The sequence below is a fragment of the Kitasatospora sp. SC0581 genome (assembly GCF_048159585.1).
Taxonomy (GTDB): domain Bacteria; phylum Actinomycetota; class Actinomycetes; order Streptomycetales; family Streptomycetaceae; genus Kitasatospora.
The window spans coordinates 48,310-75,004 of record NZ_JBLRWA010000034.1 but is presented as its reverse complement, the minus strand read 5'-3'; the positions used below and the strand labels follow the sequence as shown (position 1 = coordinate 75,004).

At 74.8% G+C, this 26,695-nt stretch carries 22 protein-coding genes; 13 read left to right on the top strand and 9 right to left on the bottom strand.

What is annotated here, in order from left to right; translation table 11 throughout:
- Window positions 1-93 precede the first annotated feature (93 nt).
- Both glpK and ACLWS4_RS32690 read left to right on the top strand, forming a co-directional pair.
- On the top strand, window positions 94-1,614 hold the full coding sequence (glpK, locus tag ACLWS4_RS32695) for a glycerol kinase GlpK (RefSeq protein WP_049657375.1): 1,521 nt from the start codon (window positions 94-96) through the stop codon (window positions 1,612-1,614).
- Window positions 1,615-1,787: 173 nt separating this feature from the next.
- Window positions 1,788-3,383: a glycerol-3-phosphate dehydrogenase/oxidase gene (locus ACLWS4_RS32690; RefSeq protein WP_049657374.1), complete on the top strand. Its 1,596-nt coding sequence runs from the start codon at window positions 1,788-1,790 to the stop codon at window positions 3,381-3,383.
- A gap of 118 nt (window positions 3,384-3,501) precedes the next feature.
- Here ACLWS4_RS32690 and ACLWS4_RS32685 read toward each other — a convergent pair whose 3' ends face one another.
- Window positions 3,502-4,722 (bottom strand): amidohydrolase family protein, encoded by a 1,221-nt coding sequence (locus ACLWS4_RS32685; protein ID WP_416876029.1) that lies wholly within the window; start codon window positions 4,720-4,722, stop codon window positions 3,502-3,504.
- A gap of 72 nt (window positions 4,723-4,794) precedes the next feature.
- Here ACLWS4_RS32685 and ACLWS4_RS32680 point away from each other — a divergent pair, with 72 nt between their 5' ends.
- On the top strand, window positions 4,795-5,415 hold the full coding sequence (locus ACLWS4_RS32680; protein ID WP_416876028.1) for a TetR/AcrR family transcriptional regulator: 621 nt from the start codon (window positions 4,795-4,797) through the stop codon (window positions 5,413-5,415).
- A 93-nt stretch (window positions 5,416-5,508) separates the two neighbouring features.
- Here ACLWS4_RS32680 and ACLWS4_RS32675 read toward each other — a convergent pair whose 3' ends face one another.
- Both ACLWS4_RS32675 and ACLWS4_RS32670 read right to left on the bottom strand, forming a co-directional pair.
- Window positions 5,509-6,897: a gluconate:H+ symporter gene (locus tag ACLWS4_RS32675; RefSeq protein WP_416876032.1), complete on the bottom strand. Its 1,389-nt coding sequence runs from the start codon at window positions 6,895-6,897 to the stop codon at window positions 5,509-5,511.
- 2 nt (window positions 6,898-6,899) lie between these two features.
- A complete protein-coding gene (locus tag ACLWS4_RS32670; RefSeq protein WP_074006352.1) occupies window positions 6,900-7,454 on the bottom strand; it encodes a gluconokinase in 555 nt (184 codons plus the stop codon).
- Between the two features lie 195 nt (window positions 7,455-7,649).
- Here ACLWS4_RS32670 and ACLWS4_RS32665 point away from each other — a divergent pair, with 195 nt between their 5' ends.
- Together ACLWS4_RS32665 and ACLWS4_RS32660 are read left to right on the top strand one after the other, a co-directional pair.
- Window positions 7,650-8,345, top strand: a complete 696-nt coding sequence (locus tag ACLWS4_RS32665) for a FadR/GntR family transcriptional regulator (RefSeq protein ID WP_049658539.1) — start codon at window positions 7,650-7,652, stop codon at window positions 8,343-8,345.
- Window positions 8,346-8,541: 196 nt separating this feature from the next.
- Window positions 8,542-9,078, top strand: coding sequence for a hypothetical protein (locus tag ACLWS4_RS32660; protein WP_416876027.1), 537 nt, complete (start codon window positions 8,542-8,544; stop codon window positions 9,076-9,078).
- Window positions 9,079-9,093: 15 nt separating this feature from the next.
- Here ACLWS4_RS32660 and ACLWS4_RS32655 read toward each other — a convergent pair whose 3' ends face one another.
- From ACLWS4_RS32655 to ACLWS4_RS32640, 4 genes are all read right to left on the bottom strand, one after another.
- Window positions 9,094-9,861, bottom strand: a complete 768-nt coding sequence (locus ACLWS4_RS32655) for a metallophosphoesterase (protein ID WP_416876026.1) — start codon at window positions 9,859-9,861, stop codon at window positions 9,094-9,096.
- Between the two features lie 19 nt (window positions 9,862-9,880).
- Window positions 9,881-14,443, bottom strand: a complete 4,563-nt coding sequence (locus ACLWS4_RS32650; RefSeq protein ID WP_416876025.1) for a hypothetical protein — start codon at window positions 14,441-14,443, stop codon at window positions 9,881-9,883.
- 117 nt (window positions 14,444-14,560) lie between these two features.
- Window positions 14,561-15,436: a hypothetical protein gene (locus ACLWS4_RS32645; RefSeq protein ID WP_049658421.1), complete on the bottom strand. Its 876-nt coding sequence runs from the start codon at window positions 15,434-15,436 to the stop codon at window positions 14,561-14,563.
- Between the two features lie 91 nt (window positions 15,437-15,527).
- On the bottom strand, window positions 15,528-17,066 hold the full coding sequence (locus ACLWS4_RS32640) for a hypothetical protein (RefSeq protein WP_369808353.1): 1,539 nt from the start codon (window positions 17,064-17,066) through the stop codon (window positions 15,528-15,530).
- 185 nt (window positions 17,067-17,251) lie between these two features.
- On the opposite strand from ACLWS4_RS32640, the gene ACLWS4_RS32635 reads away from it, so the two are divergent.
- From ACLWS4_RS32635 to ACLWS4_RS32615, 5 genes are all read left to right on the top strand, one after another.
- Entirely contained in the window at window positions 17,252-18,304 is a 1,053-nt protein-coding gene (locus ACLWS4_RS32635) for an IPT/TIG domain-containing protein (protein ID WP_416876024.1), read from the top strand.
- A gap of 341 nt (window positions 18,305-18,645) precedes the next feature.
- The gene (locus ACLWS4_RS32630) at window positions 18,646-19,170 is read left to right on the top strand and encodes a hypothetical protein (RefSeq protein ID WP_416876023.1); all 525 of its coding nucleotides are present in this window, start codon (window positions 18,646-18,648) and stop codon (window positions 19,168-19,170) included.
- A gap of 175 nt (window positions 19,171-19,345) precedes the next feature.
- Window positions 19,346-20,122, top strand: coding sequence for a LamB/YcsF family protein (locus ACLWS4_RS32625; RefSeq protein ID WP_234348727.1), 777 nt, complete (start codon window positions 19,346-19,348; stop codon window positions 20,120-20,122).
- On the top strand, window positions 20,119-20,751 hold the full coding sequence (gene pxpB, locus ACLWS4_RS32620; RefSeq protein WP_416876022.1) for a 5-oxoprolinase subunit PxpB: 633 nt from the start codon (window positions 20,119-20,121) through the stop codon (window positions 20,749-20,751). The genes ACLWS4_RS32625 and pxpB overlap by 4 nt, the downstream gene beginning before the upstream one ends.
- 12 nt (window positions 20,752-20,763) lie before the next feature.
- Window positions 20,764-21,627 (top strand): biotin-dependent carboxyltransferase family protein, encoded by an 864-nt coding sequence (locus ACLWS4_RS32615; RefSeq protein ID WP_416876021.1) that lies wholly within the window; start codon window positions 20,764-20,766, stop codon window positions 21,625-21,627.
- A 30-nt stretch (window positions 21,628-21,657) separates the two neighbouring features.
- Here the strand turns inward: ACLWS4_RS32615 and ACLWS4_RS32610 are convergent, their stop codons facing one another.
- Entirely contained in the window at window positions 21,658-22,428 is a 771-nt protein-coding gene (locus ACLWS4_RS32610) for an alpha/beta fold hydrolase (RefSeq protein ID WP_416876020.1), read from the bottom strand.
- 145 nt (window positions 22,429-22,573) lie between these two features.
- Between ACLWS4_RS32610 and ACLWS4_RS32605 the strand changes: the two genes are divergently transcribed.
- The 3 genes from ACLWS4_RS32605 (at window position 22,574) to ACLWS4_RS32595 (ending at window position 24,955) form a co-directional block, all read left to right on the top strand.
- Entirely contained in the window at window positions 22,574-23,107 is a 534-nt protein-coding gene (locus ACLWS4_RS32605) for a PadR family transcriptional regulator (RefSeq protein WP_416876019.1), read from the top strand.
- 83 nt (window positions 23,108-23,190) lie between these two features.
- Window positions 23,191-23,886 (top strand): class I SAM-dependent methyltransferase, encoded by a 696-nt coding sequence (locus ACLWS4_RS32600; RefSeq protein ID WP_416876018.1) that lies wholly within the window; start codon window positions 23,191-23,193, stop codon window positions 23,884-23,886.
- A 226-nt stretch (window positions 23,887-24,112) separates the two neighbouring features.
- Complete coding sequence (locus ACLWS4_RS32595) at window positions 24,113-24,955, top strand: undecaprenyl-diphosphate phosphatase (RefSeq protein WP_049659308.1); 843 nt, start codon at window positions 24,113-24,115, stop codon at window positions 24,953-24,955.
- 86 nt (window positions 24,956-25,041) lie between these two features.
- Here the strand turns inward: ACLWS4_RS32595 and ACLWS4_RS32590 are convergent, their stop codons facing one another.
- Entirely contained in the window at window positions 25,042-26,553 is a 1,512-nt protein-coding gene (locus ACLWS4_RS32590) for a HEAT repeat domain-containing protein (RefSeq protein WP_387830694.1), read from the bottom strand.
- Between the last annotated feature and the right edge of the window lie 142 nt (window positions 26,554-26,695).

Genomic DNA, 26,695 nt, shown 5'->3' with positions numbered 1-26,695 from the left:
CGGGTTCGACCCCGCCGCACACGGGGACTGACCGACCGACGCGTCAGGCCCACCCACCCCGTAACCCCCGAACCCGAGCCGAGGACCCTCCCCATGACCTCCACCGGTAACTACATCGCCGCGATCGACCAGGGCACCACCTCCAGCCGCTGCATCATCTTCGGCGCCGACGGCCGGATCGTCGCCGTCGACCAGCAGGAGCACCGGCAGATCTTCCCCCAGCCCGGCTACGTCGAGCACGACGCCGCCGAGATCTGGACCCGGGTGCAGTCGGTCGTCCGCGGCGCGCTGGAGAAGGCCGGCCTGACCAAGGACGACATCCGCGCGATCGGCATCACCAACCAGCGCGAGACCACCGTCCTGTGGGACAAGAACACCGGCGAGCCCGTGCACAACGCGCTGGTGTGGCAGGACACCCGCACCGAGGGCCTCTGCCGCGAGCTGGGCCGCAACGTCGGCCAGGACCGCTTCCGCCGCGAGACCGGCCTCCCGCTGGCCAGCTACTTCGCCGGCCCGAAGATCCGCTGGCTGCTGGACAACGTCGAGGGCCTGCGCGAGCGCGCCGAGGCCGGCGACATCCTGTTCGGCACCATGGACACCTGGGTGATCTGGAACCTCACCGGCGGTGTCGACGGCGGCAAGCACGTCACGGACGTCACCAACGCCAGCCGCACCATGCTGATGAACCTGCACACCCTGCAGTGGGACGACAAGATCGCCGAGTCGATGGGCGTCCCGATGTCCGTCCTGCCGGAGATCCGCTCCTCCGCCGAGGTGTACGGCGAGGCCGTCGGCGACCTGGCCGGCGTCCCGGTCGCCTCCGCGCTCGGCGACCAGCAGGCCGCGCTGTTCGGCCAGACCTGCTTCGACGAGGGCGAGGCCAAGTCCACCTACGGCACCGGCACCTTCCTCCTGCTGAACACCGGCGAGAAGATCGTCAACTCGTACCACGGCCTGCTGACCACCGTCGGCTACCGGATCGGCGACCAGGCCCCGGTGTACGCCCTGGAAGGCTCGATCGCCGTCACCGGCTCGCTCGTCCAGTGGCTGCGCGACCAGCTCGGCATCATCTCGACCGCCGCCGAGATCGAGACCCTCGCCAACACCGTCGAGGACAACGGCGGCGCCTACTTCGTCCCGGCCTTCTCCGGCCTGTTCGCCCCGTACTGGCGCTCCGACGCCCGCGGTGTGATCGCCGGTCTGACCCGGTACGTCACCAAGGGTCACCTGGCCCGGGCCGTCCTGGAGGCCACCGCCTGGCAGACCCGCGAGGTCGTCGACGCCATGCAGAAGGACTCCGGGGTCGAGCTCACCGCCCTCAAGGTCGACGGCGGCATGACCAGCAACAACCTGCTCATGCAGAACATCGCCGACGTCCTGGACGCCCCGGTCGAGCGGCCCTACGTGGCCGAGACCACCGCCCTCGGCGCCGCCTACGCGGCCGGACTCGCCGTCGGCTTCTGGAACGACCTCGACACCCTGCGGGCCAACTGGCACCGCGCCGCCGAGTGGACCCCCCGCATGGACGAGGCCACCCGGGAGCGTGAGTACAAGAAGTGGCTCAAGGCCGTGGAGCGCACCATGGGCTGGGTGGAGGAAGAAGAGAACAACTGACCGACAGCCGGTCGGGGCCCCGTGCCCCGACCGGCCGCCCGCCGTTCCGGCAGCGGGTGTCACCGCGTTTCACCGGCCCGCCGCACCGGGCCGACCGGCCTCTCCCGCAGAGGCCGCACCGCACACGAGAGGAGTAACGGCGCCGCCCGACCCGCGCGCCGTACACAACCACCATGGCAACCATCCCGACCCTGGGCGCCGAGCGCACCGCCGGCCACACCGCCTCCCGCGCCGAGACCCGCGAACTGCTCGGCAAGGCCACCTACGACCTGCTGGTGATCGGGGGCGGCATCCTCGGCACGGCCGTCGCCTGGACCGCGTCCCAGGCCGGCCTGAAGGTCGCCATGGTCGACGCCGGCGACTTCGCCGGTGCCACCTCCAGCGCCTCCTCCAAGCTCGTCCACGGCGGTCTGCGCTACCTGCAGACCGGCGCGGTCAAGCTGGTCGCGGAGAACCACAAGGAGCGCCGCGCGCTCTCCACCGACGTGGCCCCGCACCTGGTCAACCCGCTGACCTTCTTCGTGCCGGTCTACAAGGGCGGCCCGCACGGCGCCGCCAAGCTCGGCGCCGGCGTCTTCCTGTACTCGGCGCTGTCCGCCTTCCGCGACGGCATGGGCCGGGTCTCCACCGCCGCGCACGCCGCCCAGCAGGTGCCCGCGCTGCGCACCGAGGGCCTGCGCTCGGTGGCCGTCTACGGCGACCACCAGATGAACGACTCGCGCGTCGCCGTGATGACCGTGCGCGCCGCCGTCGACGCCGGCGCCGTGGTGCTCAACCACGCCGAGGTCACCGGCCTGCGCTTCACCGGCGGCCGGGTCACCGGCGCCGAGCTGCGCGACCGCCTGGACGGCAGCGAGTTCGGCATCGACGCCCGCCTGGTGCTGAACGCCACCGGCCCGTGGGTGGACCACCTGCGCAAGATGGAGGACGCGGGCGCCGCGCCGTCGATCCGCCTCTCCAAGGGCGCCCACGTGGTCGTCAAGCGCCGGGCGCCGTGGCGCGCCGCGCTGACCATCCCGATCGACAAGTACCGCGTCTCCTTCGCCATCCCGTGGGAGGACCACGTCCTGCTCGGCACCACCGACGAGGAGTACACCGGCGACCCGAAGGACGTCCGGGCCACCGAGGCGGACATCGACCAGATCATGGGCGAGGCCGCGCACGCGATCCGCGACGAGCACCTCGACCGCGACCTGATCACCTACTCCTTCGCCGGCCTGCGGGTGCTCCCGGGCGGCCCGGGCGACACCGCCGCCGCCAAGCGCGAGACGGTCGTCACCGAGGGCCGCGGCGGCATGCTGTCGGTCTCCGGCGGCAAGTGGACCACCTACCGGCACATCGGCCGCACCGTGCTGGAGAAGCTGGCCCACGTGCCCGGCACCAGCCTCGGCGAGGACATGTCCCCGATCGCCCCGACCGTCCCGCTGCCGGGCGTCGGCGCGCCGAACGCGGTGGCGCACCGCCTGCTGATCGACCGCGACCCGGGCTCGCGGATGGAGCCGCTGGTGGCCAAGCACCTGGCCAGCCACTACGGCACCCTGTCCTTCGACATCGCCCGCATGATCGACGAGAACCCGGAGCTCGGCCGGCCGATCCACGAGGACGGTCCGGACGTCTGGGCGCAGGTCGCGTACGCGGCGGACAACGAGTGGGCGTACACCACGGACGACGTGCTGCGCCGCCGCACCACCATGACGGTGCGCGGTCTGGACACGCCGGAGATCCGGGCCGAGGTCGAGGCCTTCCTCGCGAAGCGCGGCACCAAGTAGGCACGGCCGGGCGAAGCGCGGTAGCGCGGGTCCTCCGCGGCGGGCGGGCGTTCGGGGTCTTCCCCGGGCGCCCGCCCGCCGTTTCGCCGTGCGGCCGTTCGGCTGTGCGGCCGGGCCGTCAGACCGGGACGCCGGCCTTGACCACCCGCTTCGGGTGGAGGTCGGACCGGGTGAGGACGGTGAGGTCGGCGAGCGGGTCGCCGTCGAGCACCAGCAGGTCCGCGTGGGCGCCCGGGGCGAGGGTGCCGATCTCCCCCGCCATGCCGAGCAGCCGGGCCGCCGTGGTGGTCGCCGAGCGCAGCACGTCCGCGACCGGCTGGACCCGGGCGCGCAGGGTGAACTCCTCCAGCTGGGCCGGGTGCAGCGGGCCGAGCAGGTCGCTGCCGTAGACGAGGTCGACGCCCGCGCGGTGGGCGCGTTCCAAGGCCTCCAGGCCCCGGTCTCGGACCTCGGCGAGCTTGCCCAGCGAGGCGGCCGGCAGGCCGGAGGCGGCACCGAGCCTGGCGGTCTCCTCGTAGGCGACCAGGGTGGGCACCAGGAAGGCGTCCTTCTCCAGCAGCAGGGCGATCGTGCCGTCGTCCAGCAGGTTGCCGTGCTCGACGCAGCGCACGCCGGCCCGCAGGGCGCGGTCGATCGCGCGCGGGTGGTAGGCGTGCACGGTGACGTAGCGGTTGTGGTTCTCGGCCTCCTCGACGACCGCGCGGATCTCCTCCTCGCTGTACTGGACGGCGCCGATCTCGTCGTGCGGGGAGGCGACGCCGCCGGAGAGCAGCACCTTGAGGTGGTGGGCGCCCTTGCGGAACTCGTCCCGGGCGGCGGTGCGCACCGCGTCCACGCCGTCGGCGATCCGGGCGAAGTTCGGGCGGGACTCGCAGCAGGGCAGCACGTCCTCGCCGAGCGGGCGCAGGTCGCCGTGGCCGCCGGTCTGGGACAGCGCCTTGCCTCCGTGCAGCAGCCGCGGGCCGGGTACCAGGCCCTCGTCCAGGGCCCGGGCCATCCCGTGGTCGGCGCCCCCGACGTCGCGGACGGTGGTGAAGCCGCGGCGCAGCATCCGCTCGGCCTCGGCGAGGGCGCGCACGGTGGCGTAGCCGGCAGTCCAGTTCGCGAAGTCGGGCAGGTCGAGCGAGGTGATCAGCAGGTGGACGTGGGCGTCGATCAGGCCGGGCAGCACGGTGCCGCCGGCCGCGTCGAGGACCCGGACGTCCTCGCCGGCGGCGGGCGGGCGGCCGGTGCCGGTGGCGGCGATCCGGCCGTCGGCGGCCTCCAGCCAGCCGAGGTCGGTGCGGATGCCGTCCTCGGGGTGGAGCAGGTGGGCGTTGGTGATCAGCAGTCGACTCACGGAGCGGCTCCTCGTTCAGTATGGCTCGTATTGAATACGACTCGTACTGAATACACCATGTATCGTTCTCCCGTGAACCCGCCCCCCGCCGAAGCCACCCCCCGACCACCCAGACGCCGCGTCCACACCCGGGCCCGGCTGCTGGCCGCGGCGAGCGAGCTGTTCCTCTCCGTCGGCTTCGCCCGGACGAGCATCGAGGATGTCTGCGCCGCCGCCGGCTACACCCGCGGCGCCTTCTACTCGAACTTCGGCAGCAAGGAGGACCTGCTGCTGGCCCTCTTCGACGACCAGGCGGGGCAGCGGCTGGCCGAGCTCGCGGAGCTGGCCGCCGCCTGCGAGTCGCTGGCGCCGCGGGAGCGGGCCCGGCGGCTGGTCGAGGCGCTGCTGCGGGTCGAGCCGGCGGAGACCGGGTGGATCCTGCTGTTCCTGGAGTTCCGGCTGGTCGCGGCCCGGAGCCCGGCGCTGGCCGAGCAGGTCGCCGCGCACGACCGGGCGGTCGCGGCCGCGCTGGCCGGGGTCCTGGAGCGGAACCTGCCGGAGCTGGTGCCCCCGGGCGCGAGCGCCGGGCAGGCCGCGGCGGTGGTCCTGGCGGCGCGCGAGGGGGTGCTGGCCCGGACGGCGGCGGGCGGCGCGGCCGCGGAGGAGCTGCTGGCGGCGACGGCGGCGGTGCTGTCGGGGCTGTCGCGGCGCTGACCTGACTCCTGGCACGGCCGGGAGGCCGGAAACGCCGAGGGGCGGCACCCGTACGGTCACGGGTGCCGCCCCTCGGCGGTGCTGCTTCGCGCGCTAGATGATCAGGCTGAGCGGCATGATCAGGGCGATGGCGACCACCGAGATCACCGTCTCCATCACCGACCAGGACTTCAGCGTCTGCCCGACGCTCATCCCGAAGTACTCCTTCACCAGCCAGAAGCCGGCGTCGTTGACGTGCGAGAGGAACAGCGAACCGGCGCCGATCGCGAGCACCAGCAGGGCCGCGTGGGTCGAGGACATGTTCGCGGCGAGCGGGGAGACGATGCCGGCCGCGGTGATCGTGGCGACCGTCGCCGAGCCGGTGGCCAGGCGGATCAGCACGGCGATCAGCCAGCCGAGCAGCAGCGCGGAGATGTGCCACTTGCCGGACCACTCGCTGACCGCGTTGCCGACGCCCACGTCGATCAGGGTCTGCTTGAAGCCTCCGCCCGCGCCGACGATGAACACGATGCCGGCGATCGGGCCGAGCGACTTGCCGACGGTGTCGGAGACCCGGGCCTTGTCGAAGCCGGCCGCCTTGCCGAGCGTCACCATGCCGAGCAGGGTCGCGGCGAGCAGCGCGATCAGCGGGGAGCCGATGAAGTCGAACACCCGCTGGCCCAGCGCCTTCGGGTTGTCGATCACGACGTCGGCCAGCGCCTTGCCGAGCATCAGCACGACCGGCAGCAGGATGGTGGCCAGCACCGCGGCGAAGGAGGGGGTGCGGTCGTGCTTGGCCGTCTCCTCGGGGGCGGTGGCCGCCGGGATCTCCAGCGGGCCGACCCAGCGCTCGGCCACCCGGGCGAACAGCGGACCGGCGATGACCAGGGTCGGGACGGCGATCAGCAGGCCGAGCGCCAGGGTGATGCCGAGGTCGGCCTTCAGCGCGTCGACGGCGACCAGCGGGCCCGGGTGCGGGGGCACCAGGCCGTGCAGCACCGACAGGCCGGCCAGGGCCGGGATGCCGACCCGCATCAGCGGCACGTTGCCGCGGCGGGCGACCAGCAGCACGATCGGGATCAGCAGGACGACGCCGACCTCGAAGAACAGCGGCAGGCCGAGCACGGCCGCGATCAGCGCCATCGCCCAGGGCAGCGCCTTGTTGCCGGTGCGGGAGAGCACGGTGTCGGCGATGATGTTGGCGCCGCCGGAGTCGGCGAGCAGCTTGCCGAGCATCGCGCCGAGGCCGATCAGCAGGCCGACGCTGGCGACGGTGGAGCCGAAGCCCGTCGAGAAGCTGCTGAGCAGCTTGTCGAAGGGGGCGCCCGCGACGGCGGCCAGCAGACCGGAGCCGAGCGTGAGGGCGAGGAACGGGTGCAGCTTCAGCTTGGTGATCAGTACGACGATCGCACCGATGCTGAGCAGCACCGCGATCAGCAGCTGGGAGTCGCTGCTGGTGTGCGGCAGGGCCGGTGGGGCGGCCGCCAGCAGAGTGGGGGCAATGCTCACGCGAGGTCTCCATTGACGGGCCGCAGCAGCGCCACGGCCATCTCGACGAGTTCTTCGGGGGACGGGCCCACGTCCAGGGCGGCGCCGCGCTCGTCCGCACCCAGGGGCTCCAAGGTGGCGTACTGGGAGTCGAGCAGCGACGTCGGCATGAAGTGGCCGGTGCGGTGGGAGAGCCGGTCCTCGACCAGCTCGTGACCACCGCTGAGGTGCAGGAAGAAGGCTCCCGGGGCGTCCGCGCGCAGGATGTCGCGGTAGCGGTGCTTCAGCGCCGAGCAGGTCACCACGCCGCCGGTACCGGCCTCGGCCCGCTCCTTGAGCCAGGCGCCGATGGCGCGCAGCCAGGGCGCGCGGTCCTCGTCGTCCAGCGGGATGCCGGCCGACATCTTGGCGATGTTGGCCGCCGGGTGGAAGTCGTCCGCCTCGGCGAAGGGGAGGGCGAGGCGGTCTGCCAGCAGGCGGGCCAGGGTGGTCTTGCCGACGCCCGAGACGCCCATCACCACGATGGTGAGGGGGGACTGCGGGAAGTCGTGGTTCTCGACGCTGAGAGCCATGGGGTGGTGCTCCTTCGTTGCCTGGCCGCCACTATCGCCTCAAAGATATGACGTATTCAAGTGGCGGAAACCAAATCGTCATACTTTTGCGGTGTGGTCTGGGTCGCAGGACGCCACGCCCCGGACCGCGGGGCGGCACGACCACCGCCACAGGGCGACGTGAACGCGCGCGGGGCGGGCGTCTACCCTGGGCGGATGGAGATCCAGGGGCTGCCCGGGCGGCTGCTTGACGAGCTCGGACCGGCGATCGCGTCGGGGGAGGTCCCCGAGGGGGCCGTGCTGCGCGGCGAGGAGCTGGAGCACCGGTTCGGGGTCTCCCGGACGGTGGTCCGGGAGGCGGTGCGGATCCTGGAGGGGATGCGCATGGTGGCGTCCCGGCGACGGGTCGGGATCACCGTGCAGCCGAAGTCGGTCTGGGACGTCTTCGACCCGATGGTGATCCGCTGGCGCCTGGCCGGCTCGGACCGGCCCGCCCAGCTGCGCTCGCTCGGCTCCCTGCGGGTGGCCGTCGAACCGGCCGCGGCCGCGCTCGCCGCCACCCACGCGAGCGACGACGACCGGCGTGAACTCAGTTCACTGGCCGTGGATCTGACGGTCACCGCGCGGGCCGCCGACCTGGCCACCTTCCTCGAACACGACATCGCCTTCCACTCCCTGGTGCTGCGCGCCTCCGGCAACGAGATGTTCGCCCACCTCGGGGACACCGTCGCGGCGGTGCTCACCGGCCGGACCGAGTACCATCTGATGCCCGATCAGCCGGAGTCGTACGCGATCCGGCTGCACCGCGAGGTCGCGGAGGCGATCTGCGCCAAGGACGCCGGCCACGCCGAGCGGGCGATGCGGACGATCGTGAGCGGCGCGCTGGAGGAGCTCAACGCCCAGCTGGACTGAACCGGGGCACCGGGGGTGTCTGCCAGGCCTGCCGGGACGGCAATGACGGGCCGGATGGCACGGTTTGGCGGCAGTTCGGCGGTTATGGAGGCATAGTCCTGGTTCGGCGGGGCAGAGTGAGCCGAGGGGGCGCGTTTCGTGTGCGCCCGTTCCGTATGCTTCACCGAACACGCGCCACGCGCCTGGGGGTCGCTCGATGTCCGTGCCACGCCGCCGCCGTCGCCGCCTACCCGACGAGGTACGCGCCGCCGCAGTCCGGGCGGTGCTCTGCCTGTCCTTCACCCTGGTCGGCGTCGTGGTGGCGACGCTGGCCTCGTACGCGGACAGTTGGCTGCTGACGCCCGCGCTGCTGGCGATGGGGCTGGGGGTGTTCGGCACCATGTGGTGCCTGGTGGAGATCCTGATCTCCCGCCAGGTCGCGGCCCAGCGGATGCAGTCGCCGGGCTCCGCGCACCCGATGGCCGGCAGCCGGGCGCCCTCCGAACCGCTGGCCGCGCGGCCGTTCCCCCGGCCCGGCTCGTCCTCGGTGTACCGGCAGCCGTACGAGTCGCCGCAACCGCAACCGCAGCCGTACGGGCCGGGGCGGCAGCAGCCCCAGCCGTACGGGTCGGGGCAGCCGCCGTACGGGAACCAGCAGCCGCCCCGACCGCCGTACCAGCAGCCCTACCAACCGCCGCGGCAGCCACCGCAGCAGCAGCCGCGCCAGGCCCGGGTGCAGCCCAACCACCCGTAGCACCAGGCGGATCGGTCAGTCCCGGAGCGGCAGCGCCCGGTAGTGGGTGGTGAGCCGGCGGTCCTCGTCCAGGACGTGGAAGGCCAGCATCGGCGGGTGGTCGAAGGAGATGCCGGGCCCGCCCTCGAAGGGCAGCGTGACGGTGGAGACCACGCCGGGCGCGATCAGCAGCGGCAGGCCGGCGAAGGCGGTGGCCGCGGAGGTGTGCGCGTGGCCGCAGAACAGGGCGGCCACCCGGGGGTGGCGGCGCAGCACCCGCTCCAGCCGCTCCTCGCCGAACTGGCGGATCGGGTCGACGTACGGCAGGTGCAGTTCCACGGGCGGGTGGTGGAAGGCCACCAGGGCGGGCAACTCGGTGCGGCCGGAGGCGAGTTCGGCGTCCAGCCAGTCCAGCGTCGGCTCGTCCAGCAGGCCGTCGTGCTGCCCGGGTATCGAGGAGTCGAGCATCAGCACGTCGGCGCCCGGCAGTCGGTGCAGCCGGTTGACCGGCCCCTCCCCCGGCGCCTCGCCGAGCAGCACCTCCCGGTACGGCGACCTGGAGTCGTGGTTGCCCGGACAGGTGAACACCGGGTGCCGGGAGACCAGGACCTCGGCGACCTGCCGGTACTCCTCCGGCAGGCCCTGGTCGGCGAGGTCGCCGGTGACCAGCACCGCGTCCAGCGGGCCGGGCAGGGCGTCGAGGTACGCCATCACCTGCTCGGCCCGCCGGCGGGCACGCTTGCCGTCGTCCCGGCCGTGGTCCTGGCCGAGGTGGATGTCACTGAGGTGCGCGATCGTCAGCATGGCGATCACGCTAGTGAGTTCACGGCTGGGCGGGAACCTCCGCGGGGCGCTTGAACATCCGGGTGGCGGTGATCTCGCCGTGGATGGTCGGGCCGTCCGGGTCCGGCGCGGCGGGCAGGCCCGGGCGCAGGTGCTCCTCGACCGAGATGTACTTGAGGCCGGCCCGCAGGTCGGCGTCGTTGCGCAGGCGGATCACCAGCGGGAACTCGGCGAGCGCGGTGGTGTCGAACAGGCCGGTGGTGTAGATCAGCTGGACGCCGAGCGCGTCGGCCACGGCCCGCTGGAGCTCCAGCAGGTAGGTGGCGTTGGCGCGGCCGATCGGGTTGTCCAGGAACAGCGTGCCGGCGTGCCGCAGTTGGGACTGGCCGCGGTCGTTGGCGCGCAACGCGGCCATCGTGCAGTACAGCGCGATGGCGGCGGTGAGCAGCTGGCCGCCGGAGAAGACGTCGGACATCTGGCCGACGCTGACCCGCTCGGCGCGCAGCACCGCGTCGGGCTTGAGGATCTCGACGCTGACGCCCTTGGGGCCGATCGCGGCGGCGACCCCGCGCAGCAGCAGGGACATGCCGTCGCGGCGCAGGTCGCTGTTCTTCCTGACGGCGGCGCGGGTGGCCTCGTCGATGACCTCGCCCAGGCGCTCGACCAGGGTGGCGTGGTCCGGGTCCTCGAAGCGGATCCGGAGGAACTCCTGGCCGGACCACTCCCCCAGGCCCTCGGGCAGCCGGGAGAGCCGCTGGGCGGCGCGCAGGGTGGTGAGCGAGGACTCGACCAGGCCGCGCAGCCGGTCCACGATCGAGCCGCGGTTCTTCTCCAGCTGGGCGAGCTCGTCGGTGAGCACCCGCAGCCGGGGCGCGAAGGCGGTGGCCCAGGCGGCGGCGTGCTCGGGCAGCGCGGAGGCGGGCAGTTCGCGGATCTGCTGGCGGGCGGGGGTGCGGACGGCCTCGTAGCGGGCCGCGTTGGCGTGCCGGACCAGGGCGTCGGCGGTGTCGCGGACGGCGAGTTCGGAGGAGGACAGTTCGCCGGCGGCGGTGCGCAGGGCGCGGCGGGCCTCGGTGGCGCCGGTGCGGGCCTCGGTCAGCGAGCCCAGGTACGGCTCGACCGGGTCGTCCAGGTCCTCCTGGTGGTCGCGCAGGCCGTCGCGGAGCTGGCCGGCCAGCTCGTCGAAGTCGGCGGCGGAGGCCTGGGCGGTGTCGAAGGTCCGCTGGAGGTCGGCGTGGGCGGTGCGGGCGGCGTCCAGGGCCTCGCGGCGCTCGGCCAGGCGGCTGGTGGCGGTGCGCAGCAGGGCCTGGGCGTGCTCCGGATCGGTGGGGACGAGGTCCTCGGGCAGCTCGGTGTGCGCCTCGCCGTCGGCGGGGGCGGAGCGCTCGGCCTCGCCGCGCAGCCGGCCGAGCTGCTCGCTGGCGGTGGCGGAGCGGGCCTCGATGGTGGCGACCAGTTCCTCGGCGCGGGCGGCGGCGGCCTGGCGGGCCGGGCCGTCGGCGCCGTCGGGGCTGCCGAGGAGTTCCTCGGCGCGGATGCGCACCTTGTTGGTGAGGCGGTCGAGTTCGGTCGCGGCGGCGGCCTCGTCGCCCTCGGCGCGGGCCTGTTCGGCGCGCAGGTCGGCGCCGACGCCGACCTTCTCGTACAGCTGGGAGGCGGCGCGGTAGGCCTCGCGCAGGGCGGGCAGCGCGGCGGGGGCGGTCTCGGCGGGCTCGTCGGCCTGCTCGGCGGCGGGGATCTCGGCGCGTTCGGCGCGCAGCGCGCGGGCCGTCCGGCGGGCGTCGTCGGCGGCGCGCTGGGCGGCGCGGCGGTCCTCGTCGCAGGTGCGGGCGCGTTCGGCGCAGAGCGCCTGGCGGCGGTCGCACTCGGCGGCGTCCTCGGCGAGTTCGCGCTGGCGGCGGGCCCAGTTGGCGCGCTCGCGCAGCCGGAAGGCGAGGCCGGAGAGGGCGTCGGCGCGGCGGCGGGCGCGCTGGGCGGCCTCGCGGTGCTCCTCGTGGGCGGAGGCGGCCGCGGTGTGGTCGGTCTCGGCCTCGTCGTGGTCGGCGCGCAGGGTGGCCAGGGCGGCGGCGGCCTGCTCGGCGTGCTCGCGGGCGGCCTCGGCGGCGGCGGCGAGTTCGGCGAGGGTGCCGGGCGGGCAGCTGGCGTGCCAGGAGGCGAGGCGGGCGGCGAGGGCGCGGTCGGCGCCGAGGCGGCCGGCCAGTTCGCGGATGTGCTCCTCGCGGGCGCTCGCCCGGGCGCGCAGTTCGCGGCGCTCGCCGTCGGCGGCGGACTCGTCGTGCATGGCCGGGTTCGGCGGCACGAGGAAGAAGGCGGGCTCGTCGGTGATCGGGGCGATCAGCGAGGCGGCGGCGCCGACGGCGACGGTGGAGCGCGGCAGCAGGGCGGCGGCCTGCAGGGCCTCGCGGGCGCGCTCCAGCGAGGAGGGGTCGGTGACGACGACGCCGTCGACCAGTTCGGGGCGGGCGGCGAGGATCGCCTCGTGGTCGGCCGGGTCGACGGACTGGGCGAGGTAGCGCCAGCCGGGCAGGGCCGGGATGCCGTGCTCGGCGAGGTACTCGACGGTGGCGAGCACGTCCGGGCCGGGCGGCAGCAGGCCGCCGTCGCCGAGGGCGGCGAGGATGCGGGAGTCGTCGGCGGCGGCCGTGCGGAGGTCGAACAGGGTGCGTTCGGCGGTGGCGATGGACTCGTCGAGGAGTTCGCGCAGGTACTCGGCGTTGCGGTCGAGCAGGGCGGGGGTGAGGAAGCCTGCGTCCTCCTCGGCGCCCTCCTGGTACGGGGTCAGGGAGAGCAGGTCGGCGAGGCGCTGTTCGGTGGCGAGCAGGGCGGCGGTGCGCTGCTCGGCGGCGAGGGACCGGGCGGCGTCCTTGCGCGCGTCGCCGGCCCGCTCGGCGGCGAGTTCGGCGCGCGAGGTGGCGGCGGCGGCCTCGCGCAGCCGGGCGGCGGCGGACTCGGCGGCGGTACGGGCCTGGGCGAGCGCGGCGGAGGCGGCCTTCTCGACGTCGGCGGCGTACAGGGCGGCGCGGGCCGGGTCCACGTCGCCGTCGGCGTCGATGAAGCCGGCCGCGACGGCGGCCTCGGTCTCCTGCTCGACCTCGGCGAGGCGCTGGCGCAGGTGGTCGGCCTCGCTGCGGGCCTTCTGGGCGGCGGTGGCGGCCTCGGTGGCGTCGGTCTGGGCCTTGCCGCCGTCCTGCTGGAGTTCGCCCGCGCGCTCCTCCTCGGTGTCGGCGCGGGACTCGGCGGCCGCGGCGGCGGCCTCCAGGGCACGGGCCAGGGCGGTCGCGGCGCGGGCGCGGGCGGCGAGCGCGGGGGCGGCGTCCAGCTCGGCCTCGCGGATGGCGGCGGCGACCCGGGCGACCCGGTCGGCGGCGGCGCGCTGGCGCAGCACCGCCTCGGCGGCCTGCCAGGCGGAGTGCAGGGTGCGGGCGTCGATGAGTTCGCGGCGCAGCGCGGCGGCCTCGGCGGTGGCCGCGGTGAGGCTCAGGGTGGCGTGCCGGTGGGTGAGTTCGTCGGTGATCAGGCTGTGCCGGGTGCGGTCGGCCTCGGCGGCGGTGACGGCGCTCGCGGCGGCGGCGACCTCGATGGCGAGGTCCTGGGCGCGGTCGCGTTCGGCGGTGGCGCGGGAGGCGAGGGCGTGGGCGAGGCGGCGGGTGCGGCGCTCGGCGGTGCGGTGGGCCTCGCGGACGGTCTCGCGGGCGGTGGTGGCCTCGGCGATGCGCTCCAGGAGGTCCAGTGAGCCGGCGGTGAAGTCGCGTTCGGCGGTGAGTTCGGCGCGGCGGCCGAGCTTGGCGGCGAAGCCGTGCACGAGGTCGGCGAGGCCGTCGGTGTCCCGGGTGTCGGTGACGGCGCGCAGCAGGAGGTCGGTGAAGTCGCTGTCGTGCTTGACCGCGAAGAGGCCGGCCGCCTCGCCCTCGTCGGCGTTCATCTCGCGCTGGTAGCGGAAGAGTTCGGGGTCGAGGCCGAGTTCGCCGAGGTGCTCGGTCCAGCGGTCGTGGCCGTCCTCGAAGACCAGGTCGAGGTGGGGGTGGGCCTTGCCGGCCTCGGTGAGGGCGTCGCGGAAGCCCTTCATGGTGCGGCGGCGGCCGCGGGCCTTCTGGTCGCCGGCCAGGCTGACCCGTTCGGCGACCGGCAGCGAGTCGAGGGTCAGGCCGGGGCCGGGGCGGAAGGAGTACCAGGTCTCGGCGAACTTGCGCGGGTCGGAGGAGACCTGGCGGCCGCGCCACTCGCTGACCTTGCCGACCACGATCGGCTCGCCGGTGACGGTGTGCTGCCACTCCAGGGCGACGTGGCCGCAGTCGTCGGCGAGCAGGAACTTGCGCAGCACGCCGGAGCTGGCGCCGCCGAGGGTGTTGCGGTGGCCGGGGAGCATGACCGAGAAGATCAGCTTGAGCAGGACGGACTTGCCGCCGCCGTTCTCCAGGAAGAGCACGCCGGCCGGGGCGGGGCGGCGGACCGGGCCGTCGGGTTCCTCGCCGAACAGGCCGATCTGCTGCGGGGCCGGGTCGGCGACCGGCTCGCCGACGCCGCGCAGGTCGAGCACCGTGTCGGCGTAGCGGGCGCCGGCCGGTCCGATCGAGTAGAGGCGGACCCGGTTGAGCTCGTACATGTGCGGCTGTTCTCCGTGGCTTGCGTGGCGTGAGGGATGGGCGGCGGGCCGGATCGGGGCGGGTGGGCCGGGGCCGGCGCGGTGGGCCCGGAGCGGGTGGGCTCCGGGCGCCGGGGCTCAGAGGGAGTGGAACGGCAGCCCCGCGTCGGCGACCAGTTCGTCGCCGGTGTCCGGCGGCAGCAGGCTGGCGGTGCCGTCGGAGACCGGGACGATGCCGAGGTCGAGCAGTTCGGCCATGGCCGCGCTGCCCGCCAGGTCGCGCACCTGGAGCTGGTAGCGGGCGGTGGTGCGGTAGGTGCCGCCGGAGTCGTCCGAGACCTTCTGGAGGAAGCCGGAGTCGACCAGGAACAGCACGGCCTTGGCGACGATGCCGATGGTGGAGCCGGAGAGCCGGCGGGCGTCCTTGGTGGCGCCGGTGGCGGTGCGCCGGGCCCAGACCCGCCAGGCGGCCTCCAGACCGGGGGCGTCGGAGGCCGGGTCGGTGTTGGCGCCGTCCGCGTCGGCCTGCTCCTCCAGGCGGCGGCAGGCCTGGCGGACGAAGGAGTCGACGCCGTTGACGGTGATCCGGCCGAGGTAGCCGTCGTCGGCGAGGTCCTCGGGGCGCGGGAAGGCCATCGCGGCGACGGCCAGGTGGGCGAGGCCGTGCAGGAAGCGGTCGGTGGACTCGGAGGCGGCGCGGCGCGAGTAGTCGCCCATCCGGACGGCGAACAGCGAGTCCTCGGCGGCGGCCACGGCCATGCCGGCCCGCGGGGAGACCTCCAGGACGACCAGGCCCATGCCGGTCGCGATGGCGTCGGCGAGCCGGGCGAACGGCGGGTCCTCGCGGTGGCGGCGCACCAGGTCGGCGTACTCGGCGTCGCGGGCGGGCAGCAGCTTGGCCTGGAGGCCGAAGGAGACCAGTCGGGCGGCGTCCGCGACGTCGGCCGGGGTGATCGGCGCGGGGGCCGCGGGTTCGGTCTCGGCCGCCCAGGACGTGTCGTGGTGGGTCGTCACGGGCGGTGCTCCTCGGGGGTGGCGCGGTGGTTACGGTTCGTCATGGTTGGTCCCGGCGGGGTTGGTCCCGGCAACGTGTGCTCCCGGCCGGTCAGCCGGCGTCCTTGCGGTCGGCGGCCATGCCGACCGCGTCGAGAAGGGCGCTGCCGACGATCAGGTCGGCGCCGCCGAACTCCCGGTCGCGCAGCGGGGTGCCGTCGTCCACGGCGAACAGCAGCCGCTCCTCGCCCTGGCGGTAGGCGGTGCCGACCGGCGGGCTGGCCGCGTGCACGGCGAGCAGGGCGACCAGGTACGGCAGGTCCGGGTCCTGCTTGCGGGCGTCGGCGAGCAGGCCGGAGAGCCGGCGGGGGGCGTCCGGGGGCAGGTCGAGCAGGAGCATCGCGGACTCCAGCTGGGCCTCGGAGAACCGGCTGTCGTCCGGGGTGGCGACGAGGTCCGGGTCGGGCAGCTCGGCGCCGAGGTGCTCGCGCTCGACCGGCGGGGTGAGCAGCAGGTCGACCAGGTCGGCGACCCGCACCGAGACCGGGGTGCGCAGACCGGCGCCGCGGGCGAAGAACGCGCCGGTGGGGCGGACGGCCTGCTCTATCGGCAGCCGCAGCACGGGGGCGAGCAGCTGCCCGTAGAGGTCGATGCCGCTGCGGGCGCCGGGGGCGGCGAAGGCCTGGCGGTCCTGCTCGGCGCGGAACAGCGGGCCGGCCTCCAGCAGGCGGGTCTGGAGCTGGGTGTGGCGGCGGATGCAGTCCTTGACGATGTCGACCAGCTCGGCGGCGCGGCGCTTGTGCTCGGGGTCCTCGGCCTCGTCGCGGGCCTTGCGGATGTTGGTGAGAATCGCGTTCTCGTGCCGGTAGCGGTCCGCGATGTGGTCCAGCGCCTCCTCGATGAGATCGGGGATGGCGCGCATCCAGTCCACCGCCCGGACGTTGCGGCGGGTGGCGTCCAGGGCGCGGCGCAGCGTCTCGGCGTACTGGACGGTGCGGTAGCGGGCCTGCTCGGCGGCGAGCTGGGCGTCGGCCAGGCGGCCGCGGCGGATCAGCACCTCCAGCTTGACCTCGGCGGCGATCTGGGCCGAGGTGACGTCGGTGTCGAGCGCGCCGACCAGGACGTTGACCGCCTCGTCGGTGGTGCGCAGGTAGACGCCGCCGTCGGGGCCGGGGACCTCCTCGATCAGCTTGAAGTCGTAGTCGCGGCGGACGTACTCGCCGTCCGCGCCGAAGGTGCCGTAGACGGCGCGGAAGCCGCGGTCCACGCTGCCGACGTTGATCAGCGACTCCAGCACCCAGCGGGCGACCCGCTCGTGCTCGACGGCGGGACGGCCGACGGCCTGGGCGGCGACCCGGGGCAGCAGCCGGGCGAGCACTATCTCGCGGTCGGCCCCGGTGTCGAAGTCCATGTGCAGGGTGACCAGGTCGATCGCGGCGAGGCCGACCTCGGCCATCGCGTAGCCGCCGTACTCGCCGGCCAGGTTGACCTTGCGGTTGTCCAGGTCGTGCAGCGGGGCGGTGCAGGCCAGCGCCTTGAGCCGGCGGGCCAGGCCCTCGTCGGCGGCGGGGCCGGGCGCGGGGCGCGCGGCGGCCGGGCCGGCCGGGGGTCGGAGGCCGGGCTCGATGGGCGGGTCTGCGATGGCGGTCACGGTGGACAAGATTAGAGGTTCGCACCGAGTTCGACCGAAACGGACCTTGCGGGCGGGCGGAGCGGCAGGTGGGCGGCGGTTCGGGTGACGGATTCGGAACGTGGTTTCGACGGGATTCCGCCATTCCCGAACCGGTATTCGAGAAAACCGTGAGGGTCGCGCACCGGTTCGGTGATGATCGACCCATGATCACCCGACTGGCCAAAGCGGGCCTCGCCGCCGCGCTGTCCGTGACCACCCTCACCACCGGCGCCGTCCTCGCCACCGGTGCCACCGCCGAGGCCGCGACCCCGGCGGTCCCGACCTCCGCCCAGCACGTGACCGTCTCGCAGAGCGGGAACTACCCCGGCGGGTTCTTCACCACCGGAAACATGTCGGTGTCCTGGACCGTCGCCGGCACCACGGAACTGACCGGGCCGACCCACATCACCCTCGACCTGCCGCCCGGCGTCACCACCGACGGTGCGATGTTCTTCCCCGCACCGGCGGACTACACCTTCACCACCGCCCTCTCCCCCGACCACCGCCACCTGGAGGCCGTGTTCACCGGCACCCGGCCGGTCGGGAGCTACAACTTCATGAAGCTCAACCTGGCCACCACGCCCGGCGTGCCGATCGTCGGCGCGATCACCGCGACGGTCGCCAACCCGAACGACACCGACCCGACCGGGCACGTCTCCGGCTACGACCTCGGCAGCAAGAGCTACCTGCCGGCGACCGTCCAGGCCGCCCCCGCCGTCACCGGCCTCGACACGGCCACCGGCCCGGGCACCGGCGGCACCGCGGTGACCGTCAGCGGCAGCAACCTGGCCAACGGCATGGTGCTGGTCGGCGGCGTCCCGGCCCCCGGCCGCTGCACCGACACCGCCTGCGCGGTGACCACCCCGGGCGGCACGGGCAGCGCCCCGGTCAGCGTGGTGACGCCCGGCGGCACGACCGCGGCTCCGGTCACCTTCGACTACACCGGCGCCCCGCCGCCGGCCCCGGCCGCGCCGGTGCTCAGCAGCGTCTCTCCCACCTCCGGCCCGGCCGCCGGCGGTACCCGGGTGTACCTGTTCGGCAGCAACCTGACGTACGGGTCGGTGGCCTTCGGCGGGGTGCCGGCCACCCACGTCTCCTGCGGCCCGGCCGCCTGCACCGCCACGGCCCCGGCGGGCGCCCAGCCCGGGCCGGTGGACGTCACGGTCACCACGGCGGGCGGGACCAGCGCGCCGGTGACGTACACCTACACGGCGTAGCGGCCGTACGCGGCGCGCTGGCCGCCGTCGGTGCCCGGGTTCCGCGGAGCCCGGGCACCGCTGCGTTCGGGGCGGGGCAGTGCCGCCGCGTCCCCTGCACGACTCCGGCCGGGGCCGGCCCCGGCCACCCTTCCCGCCGACGCGGCCGGTCCCCCTCCAGCCCCCGATCCGGCCCCGGCCCACCCCTGCGTGCCCCCGACCACCCCGCCCGTTCCCCTCCTCGCCCCACCCACCCCGAAGGCTAGTTGAACACGTTCAAAAGATAGGTCTAGAGTCGGTTCCGCGCAGGCGGGACAAGGCTCCGCCTGCACTTCGGCATGCTCGGCATGGAGGTGTGCGAGATGGACGGCGACTCGGCGGTCATCCTTCGCAAGGTCCGACGGTGGCTCTGGTTCTTCCTGGTCTGCCTGGTGCTCAGCGGTCTCACCGCGTTCCCGCTGGAGACCGAGACCCGCTGGCTGGCCGACTTCGCCGCCGGCCCGGCCGCGCCGCTGAGCGATCACCTCCCCGGCGCGACGGCCTGGATCGACCGGGTCCACACGGGCGTCGCCGAGACCAACGCGCGGTACCCCTTCCTGGCCTACGGCACCGACTGGCTGGCCTTCGCCCACCTGGTGATCGCCGCCGCCTTCTGGGGGCCGCTCAAGGACCCGGTCCGCAACATCTGGGTGATCCGCTGGGCCGTGCTGGCCTGCGGGGCCGTCATCCCGCTGGCGCTGATCTGCGGGCCGCTGCGCGGGATCCCGCTGACATGGCGATTCATCGACATGTCGTTCGGCGTCTTCGGCGTCATCCCGCTCCTGGTCGTGCTGCGGGCGCTGCGCCCGCTGGAGCGCGCGTTCCGGGGGCCGGCGACCGCCGGTTGAGCCCGGGCGGCCCGCGCGCCCGGCTCGCACCCCGGCGCGACCCCGCGCGGCGCCGCCCCGGGGCGTGCGGCCCCGGGCACACGCCGCGGCGCCCGCGGGGCTCCGGGTCACGGGCAACGGCCTTCATCCGCAGGCCCTACCATCTGGCTCAACAGCTGCTGGGAGGCGGACGGGCGTGGCCGATGCGGTGATCGATCTCAATGCGGACCTCGGAGAGGGGTTCGGACGCTGGACCCTGACCGACGACGAGGCCCTGCTGTCGGTGGTGACCAGCGCCAACGTCGCCTGCGGGTTCCACGCCGGGGATCCGTCGACGATGCGCCGGGTCTGCGCGCTGGCGGCCGAGCGCGGCGTCCGGATCGGCGCCCAGGTCTCCTACCGCGACCTGGCCGGCTTCGGCCGCCGCGCGATGGACGTGCCCCCGGAGGAGCTCGCCGACGAGATCGCGTACCAGATCGGCGCCCTCCAGGTGTTCGCCCGCGCGGCCGGGTCCAAGGTCTCCTACGTCAAGCCGCACGGCGCCCTCTACAACCGGGTGGTCGGCGACTCCGAGCAGGCCGAGGCCGTGGTGGCCGGCGTGCTGCGGGCGGGCGCGGTCTGCGACGGGCCGCTGCCCGTGCTCGGCCTGCCGGGCTCGCTGCTGCTGGAGGTGGCCGAGGGCGTCGGGCTCCCGGTGGTCGCCGAGGCCTTCGCCGACCGCGCGTACACCCGTACCGGCACCCTCGTGCCGCGCCGCGAGCCGGACGCCGTGGTGCACGACCCCGAGTCGGTGATCACCCGCGCCGTCGCCATCGCCCGGGACGGCACGGTGGAGGCCGCCGGCGGCGAGCGGATCGCCGTCGAGGCCCGCTCGCTCTGCGTCCACGGCGACACCCCCGGCGCCGCCCAGCTCGCCTGGCGGATCCGCGGCGCCCTGGCCTCCGCCGGGGTCCGGGTGGAGGCCTTCACGTGACACCGGGGACGGTGCGCCGGGTCGGCGAGCGGGCGCTGCTGGTCGAGCTGCCCGGGACGGCCGAGGTGGCCGCGCTGTACGGCTGGCTGAGCGAGCGCCGGGAGTCGGGGGCGCTCGGTGCGGTGGAGGAACTGGTCCCGGCCGCGCGCACCCTGCTGCTGGACGGCGTCGCGGACGTCGACGCGGTCGCGGCCCTGCTGCGCACCGCCCGTCCGACGGCGGCGGCGGCCGGGGTGGCGCACGGACCGCTGCTGGAGGTCCCGACCGTGTACGACGGCGCCGACCTGGCCGAGGTCGCCGCGCTGTGGGGGGTCTCCGTGGAGGCCGCCGTCCGGATCCACACCGGGCCCGAGTACGTCGTCGCGTTCTGCGGCTTCGCCCCCGGCTTCGGCTACCTCACCGGCCTCCCGGCGCCGTACGAGGTGCCGCGCCGGGCCACCCCGCGCAGTTCCGTCCCGGCCGGCTCGGTCGCCCTGGCCGGCCCGTACACCGGCGTCTACCCGCACCCCTCCCCCGGCGGCTGGCAGCTGATCGGCCGGACGGCGCTCGCCCTCTGGGACGCCGACCGCGAGCCCCCGGCCCTGCTGGCCCCGGGCACCCGGGTCCGCTTCACCGCGGAACGGGCCTGAGGGGGAGACGAGTTGAACGAGCTGGTGGTGGAGCGGCCGGGGCCGCTGACCACGGTCCAGGACCTCGGGCGGCGCGGGGTCGCCCACCTCGGGGTGCCGAGGGCCGGGGCACTGGACGAGCCGGCCCTGCGGGCGGCCAACCGGCTGGTGGGCAACGAACCCGGGGCCGCCGGGCTGGAGACCACGATCGGCGGGGTCGCGCTGCGGGCCGTCGCGGCGGTCCTGGTCGCCGTCACCGGTGCGCCCTCGCCCGTCCGGGTGGACGGCCGGCCGGCCGCCTGGGGCGCACCGGTCCTGGTGCCGGCCGGAGCGCTGCTGGAGGTGGGGGCGGCGACGGCCGGGGTGCGCGGCTACCTGGCGGTGGCGGGCGGGATCGACGTCCCGCCGGTGCTCGGCAGCCGCTCGACGGACCTGCTCGCCGGGCTCGGGCCGGCCCCGTTGGCCGCCGGGGACCGCCTGCCGGTCGGCACCCCGCCGCCGTACCGGGCCCGGCCCGAGCTGGTGCCGCTGCCCGCTCCCCCGGCCGAACTGGTGCTGCGGCTGCGGCTCGGACCGCGCGCGGACTGGTTCACCCCGGAGGCGGTGGCCCGCCTCGGCCTCGACCGGTACCTGGTCTCCCCGACCGGCAACCGGGTCGGGCTGCGCACCGAGGGCCCGCCGGTCGCGCGCGCCCGGGACGGCGAACTGCCCAGCGAGGGCATGGTGTTGGGCGCGGTGCAGATTCCGCCGGACGGCCGGCCGGTGGTGTTCCTGGCCGACCACCCGACCACCGGCGGCTATCCGGTGATCGGCGTCGTGCCGGCCGCCGACCTCGCGGCCGCCGCCCAGGCCCGGCCGGGGACGCCGGTGCGCTTCGTGCCCCTGCGGGGGCGCTGAGCGGGAGCACCGGGCGACCCACGAACCCGCTCACCCCTGTTCGAGCGCCTCCGCCGCGGCGGCCGCGAAGCCGTCCGGGTTGTCGATCATGATGTTGTGCCCGCAGTCCGGCACCGCGACCACCCGGACTCCGGCCGCGCGGAGGGCGTCGGCGCCGGTGGGCTCGCCGTCCGCCGCCGGGTGGAGGAAGGTGCGCGGGAGGTCGAGGCCGAGCAGCAGCTCGCGCATGGTCGGTTCGGTCGCCCGGGCGAGGTGGCGGGCGCTGCGGTGGAGCGCCTCCGGCCCGGCCAGCCGCATGGTGGACCACCAGAACGGGCCGACCCGCTCGGCGACTTCGCCCAGGCCGCCGGCCAGGAACTCCTCCTCGTCGTAGGCCGCGATGCCGCTGCTGCCGGGGCGGCGCCGGTCGGGGTCGATCCGGTCCAGGTTGGCGTCCACCAGGAGCAGCCGCTCGACCAGGTGCGGGTGCCGCCGGGCGAGGACGATCGCGACCGCCCCGCCCATGCTGTGGCCGACCACCTCGACCCGGTCCGGCCCGGCGGCCGCGACCGCCGCCGCGACCGCGTCCGCGTGCTCCTCCAGCGTGTAGCCGAAGTCCGTCGGCCGGTCGCTGAGGCCGAAGCCGAGCAGGTCCAGCAGCAGCGAGCGCCGCCCGGCCAGCAGCGGGTGGGCGGCGGCGGCCGCGAAGTAGGCCGGCGAGCTGGAGCCGAGCCCGTGCAGGTAGAGCCGGACCGGCTCGGCGCCGGGCAGCTCGACCCAGCGGATCCGGTCGCCGTTCGGGGTGACGGGGGCCTCGCGCATGCTCACTCGCTCCTCATTCCTGGGGGCCGGCTCGGGGTACCGGCCCGGGGGTTTCCGGCGGACGAGCAGGACCATACATCGAACACGAGGTATCACGATAGCGAGATACCCATGCCCCGAGGGACGGATCTGAGAGAGTGGCCCCATGCTGAAGCTCGCCATCCTCGGATTCCTGTACGACCGCCCCCTGCACGGCTACGAGCTGCGCCGCCACCTCGCCGCGCTCACCGGGCACGTCCGACCGATCAGCGACGGCACGCTCTACCCCGCGATCAAGCGTCTGGAGGCCGACGGCCTGCTGGTCCGCGAGACCGAGCCGGGCAGCGCCGCCGCGCCCCGGCACACCCTGCACCTCACCGGGGCCGGCCGCGCCGCGCTGCTCGACCGGCTGCGCGAGCCCGAACCGCTCGACGTCAGCGACGAGAACCGCTGGTTCACCCTGCTCGCCTTCCTGCGGCACCTCGCCGACCCCGCCGCCCAGGCCGCCGTGATCCGCCGCCGACTGGCCTTCCTCGCCGAGCCGGCCAGCTTCTTCTACGAGGGCGACCGCCCGATCGGCGCCGAGGAGTTCGACGACCCCTTCCGGCGCGGCCTGCTGCTCGTCGCCCGCGCCACCACCGAGGCCGAACTCGCCTGGCTGCACGCGACCCTGGCCGACCTGGAGGACGGCCCCCGGTAGACCGACCCCGAACGCGCCGCGGCCCGCGCGGACCTGCCGACGCCCTCTTCCCCCACCCACCCGTCCGTGTTCCGATGAACGGCATGGCAGACGAACGACGCGATGGCTACGACGGGACGGGCGAGGGCGCGATCACCCCGGACGGCTGCGCCGTCGAGGTGTGGACCCGCCTCCCCGCGGGCGACGCCCCGGACGTGATCGAGGCGGCGGTGCCGCCCGGCGCGCACATCCTCGAACTCGGCTGCGGCGTGGGCCGGATGACGCACCCGCTGACCGACCGCGGCTTCACCGTGACGGCCGTGGACGAGTCCGCCGACATGCTGGCCCGGGTCCGCTCGGACGTCCGCACGGTGCGCAGCCCGATCGAAGGGCTGGACCTCGGCGAGCGCTTCGACGTCGTCATGCTCGCCTCCTTCCTGGTGCACGCCGGTGACGTGACGGTCCGCCGGGGCCTGCTGGAGACCTGCCGCCGGCACGTCGCCGAGGACGGCTGCGTGCTGGTGCAGCGCGAGGGCGAGGACTGGCACCGGAACGTGCCGAGGGAGAGCTCGATCGGCCCGGACGGGCGGGCCCGGCTGGTCTCGGCCACGCCGGTCGGCGACGGCGTCAACTCCGTGCGGTTCGAGTACGTCTTCCCGGACGGCACCTGGACCCAGACCTTCCTGTCCCGACCGCTCAGCACCGAGGCGTTCGAGCACGCGCTCGTGGAGGCCGGTCTGGTGGTCGAGCGCTACCTGACGGCGGACCGCACCTGGGTCCGGGCGCGGCCGGTGCTGTAGCTCCCGGCCGCCGCCGGAGCGGCGGGGGCCCTGTGCGCAAAGCCGGAACAAAGGGTGAACAAAGAACTGTCACTTTCACCCCGTACCATCAGCCGCGCGCCGGGCTCGCGCGCGGCCCGCGGGCCGGGCGGGTCACGGTGGTCCCGCACGCCCATCCGACCCGCAAGGACCCGCCCATGCCGCCCCTGCCCCTCGCCCGACGGATACCCCCGGCGGGTGCCCGGTGATCGATTGGTTCCACGGGGCCGTCCTCGGCCTGATCCAGGGGCTCACCGAGTTCCTGCCGGTCTCCTCCAGCGCCCACCTGCGGGTCTTCTCGGCCCTGCTCGGCTGGGACGACCCGGGTGCGGCCTTCACGGCCGTCACCCAGCTCGGCACCGAGACGGCGGTGCTGATCTACTTCCGCCGGGACATCGCCTCGATCATCAAGACCTGGGCACTGTCCCTGTTCCGGCCGGCGCTGCGCTCGGACCCGGACGCGCGGATGGGCTGGTTCGTGATCATCGGCACCCTGCCGATCGGCATCCTGGGCAAGCTGTTCCAGGACACCATCGAGACCCACCTGCGCGACCTGCGGATCATCGGCACCACGCTGATCGTCTTCGGCCTGATCCTGGCCTTCGCCGACCGCACCCGGGCCGTCCGCCACGCCCGTCCGATCACCGACCTCACGCTGCCGCACGCGGGTGTCTACGGCTTCGCCCAGGCACTGGCGCTGATCCCGGGCGTCTCCCGTTCCGGCGGCACGATCAGCGCGGGTCTGCTGCTCGGCTACAGCCGGGAGGCGGCGGCCCGCTACTCGTTCCTGCTCGCCATCCCGGCGGTGCTCGCCTCCGGGGCGCTGGAGCTGTTCAAGATCGGCGAGGGACCGGCCCCGGCCTGGGGGCCGACCATCCTGGCCACCGTGATCGCCTTCCTGGTCGGCTACGCGGCGATCGCCTGGTTCCTGAAGTACATCTCGACGCACAGCTTCCTGCCGTTCGTCGTCTACCGGGTGCTGCTCGGCGTTCTGATCATCGGACTGGTCGTTGGCGGCGTCCTGACTCCGGACGCGGGCGCGGTGAAGTAGAACCGGGTTCCACAAAACCAGGACCCGCGGAAACGAGTGGGCCGGGACACCGACACGGTGTCCCGGCCCACCGAACGTTGTGGACCCTAACGCCCGAACTCCCGGGCGGCGGTCAGCCGGCCGCGTACGGCGGCGTGGACCTCGGCCTCCTCGGCCGGGTCGGCGGCGAGCCTGCGCAACCGCTCCAGCACACGCGCGTCGCCCGTGGTGGCGACATGGCGCGCGGCGAGCTCACGCGTGGACTCCTCGCAGTCCCAGAGGCACTCGACGGCGGGCCCCTCGGGAAAGTGCACGTCGGTCGCGGCCAGCGCCTGGGCGGCGCGTCCGCGCAGCTCGGAGGAGGCGGCCTCCCCGTAGACGTGGCGCAGGACCGGGACGGCGTCGGCGGCGGCCAGCCGCCCCGCACCGTCGACCAGCGACCCGAGCCCGGTACCGCTGACCCCGCGCACGGAGATCCAGCGGCGCAGCCCGGCCACCACCAGCGGCGCGTCGGCCGGCTCCCCGGCGTCGGCGAGCAGCTGGACGGCGGCCTCGCCGAGCGCGCTGTCGGCGCCGCCGCTGGCCGGGTCGGCCCAGCGGCGCGCCTGCGTCAGCACCTCGGGGCCGCGCATCCGGCCGAGCAGCTCCAGGGCGGCCCGGACGATCCGGTCGTCCACGTCCGCGGCGGCGGCCTCGATCAGTTCGACGGCGGCCGGGTCGCGCTGTTCCACCAGGTGGCGCAGGGCGGCCCGGCGGGCGCCGGGCAGGCCGTCGCGGGCCGCTTCCAGCAGCAGCGGACGGTCCTCCGGCCGGACCACGGCGGTCAGGCAGCGGGCGGCCGCGGCGGCGCGGCGGTCCACCGCGTCGGGGCCGGACGGCGAGTCGGGGCCGCGCGCGGGCTCCGGGCGGGCGTCGGGCCGGCCGAGGAAGGCGCCGGCGCCGAGGCCGCCGAGCTCGCCCTGGTCGGCCCAGGCCAGCACGTCGGCGGTGGACCAGCCGGGGGTGACCCCGCTGCGGTTGATCTGGCGCTGCCACAGGTCGAAGGGTGACTGCTCGCTGGCCGCCGCCACTCTGGGGTGGTAGGCCGCCCAGAGCCGCCAGGGCCGGGGCTCGTACGCGTTGCGGATGAACTCGCGCAGCTCGGCGTCGCCCTCGGGGCCCGGCTCGAAGTGGTCCAGTACGGCGGTGCCGAGCAGCAGCAGGCCGCGGTCGTCGTCGCGCAGGGCCAGCTCGTCGAGGGCCCACGCCCAGTTGGCGCCGGTGGCGGCGTACTCGCGCAGCATCAGCAGCGCGTCGCGCCGGCCGTACGCGGCGAGGTGGCCCAGGACGGAAAGGGCGAGGCCGGTGCGGCTCTCGTCGTCGGTGACCAGGTCCTCGGCGGAGTGGAGGTGGTCCTCGATGCCCTCGAGGGGGGCTTCCAGGTCCATGTAGATGCGCGCGTAGTAGAGGGAGCGGCTCTCGACCTGCCAGTCGGCTCGCGGGTCCCTGGTGACGCACTCCTCCAGCGCGGCGATGGCCTCGGCACGGTCGGCGGCCAGCGCGTGGAGCTGCCCGTCACCACGGCCTCGCTGAAGGAGGCCTAGGAGGCTGGCACTGGGTGCTATCACTGGCTCGAACATGAGGTCAGCATCCGTTGCGGCGGTCGGAGTGGCAACGGGATTTCCGTCGCCGGGGTCTCTGGTCGGTACTGCGGTGGGCGCCCGGGCGCCGGAATCACCGAAGGTTACCGCCTCGGGCCCCCGTCCGCACACAGGGCGACGA